This is a genomic window from Lentilactobacillus hilgardii DSM 20176 = ATCC 8290 (assembly GCF_000159315.1).
Classification (GTDB): Bacteria; Bacillota; Bacilli; order Lactobacillales; family Lactobacillaceae; genus Lentilactobacillus; species Lentilactobacillus hilgardii.
The window spans coordinates 51,773-52,754 of the sequence record NZ_GG669996.1; the positions used below are offsets into that span (position 1 = coordinate 51,773).

The following is a 982-nucleotide window of genomic DNA, read 5'->3' on the forward strand; positions in this document are numbered from 1 at the left end:
ATAAGTATTATCCGGATTGCCCACATGTTGTGCAGGGCAATCAGAGTAAGTACAACCGTGAAGAGTGCATTAAGTATTTTAAACGGCAACAGATTTTTGCAGAGGGGGCTTAAAAATGATTTACGAAATCGGAAAATTTATCGTATACGGATGCTTGTATTTTGGCTTTTTTGCCGGATGCTACTTAGTTTACTTGATGGTAAAGAACCCAAGTGAATGGTTCAAATAGGAGGAAATTATGGGAAAAACGCATGAAAAAAGCGCCTCGCAACGGACATTGCGAAACGCTTCGAAATTAACAGCAAATCAAATTAATTTACAAGTTTATTCTATGCCAAAGCCAAGCTTATGGCAACGTATCTGGAGGGGGATTTTGAAGAATGACAAAGTTTAACAGGCAATCAGCAATTCTCATTAAGAATTTTCGACAAGACGAAAAAGGCGAACTTGATTTTTCGATAGCGCAAACAAATGGTGATGACGCAGTATATGCGCTACTTACCTCAGCATTTATGTTGTCTCAAAGAATGGGGTTAAGTGAAGGCGAAGGTGTAGATGCACTTAATTCTGTCCTGGAAGATATTCGCGAAGCACATCCCAAACTCATTGAAAAAGAGGTGGTTGAACATGATGCAAACTAAATTAGTTTCTACATCTACTTTGCAACGTGTTAAATACGGACACATTCGGGTAGCAGGGTTAAAGCGTGCCATTAATGCGGAAAAAGTGGCAACCGTGAGGGATGCACTTATCGAATACTTACGAATCGAACAAGACCGCTTAGATGATTATCGAGCAACCGGAAAATACGAGGAGGATTAATTATGGATCAAGTTAAGGAAGCATCAGAAAAGAAGCCTTTTGTGATCGAGGATGACAACACCGCTAACTGGGCCTTTCGAAAATTGGCAGAGGTTAAGCAGAAGCTGGATATCAAGGATCAGCAAAAAGCTGCTTTTGATAAGCAAACTCAGGAATGGTA

3 protein-coding genes are annotated in these 982 nt (G+C 40.1%); all 3 read left to right on the plus strand.

Annotated elements, in window-relative coordinates; genetic code table 11:
- The first annotated feature begins 238 nt into the window (after positions 1–238).
- From HMPREF0519_RS13720 to HMPREF0519_RS10880, 3 genes are read left to right on the plus strand one after another with little or no spacing between them, the layout of a single operon-like run.
- Positions 239–394: a hypothetical protein gene (locus HMPREF0519_RS13720; RefSeq protein WP_003636179.1), complete on the plus strand. Its 156-nt coding sequence runs from the start codon at positions 239–241 to the stop codon at positions 392–394.
- Positions 381–641 carry a hypothetical protein gene (locus HMPREF0519_RS10875; protein WP_003636182.1) on the plus strand — a complete coding sequence of 87 codons (261 nt, stop codon included), beginning with the start codon at positions 381–383 and terminating at the stop codon, positions 639–641. The genes HMPREF0519_RS13720 and HMPREF0519_RS10875 overlap by 14 nt, the downstream gene beginning before the upstream one ends.
- On the plus strand, positions 628–822 hold the full coding sequence (locus HMPREF0519_RS10880; protein ID WP_003636184.1) for a hypothetical protein: 195 nt from the start codon (positions 628–630) through the stop codon (positions 820–822). Before HMPREF0519_RS10875 ends, HMPREF0519_RS10880 begins: the two co-directional genes overlap by 14 nt.
- The last annotated feature ends 160 nt before the right edge of the window (positions 823–982 follow it).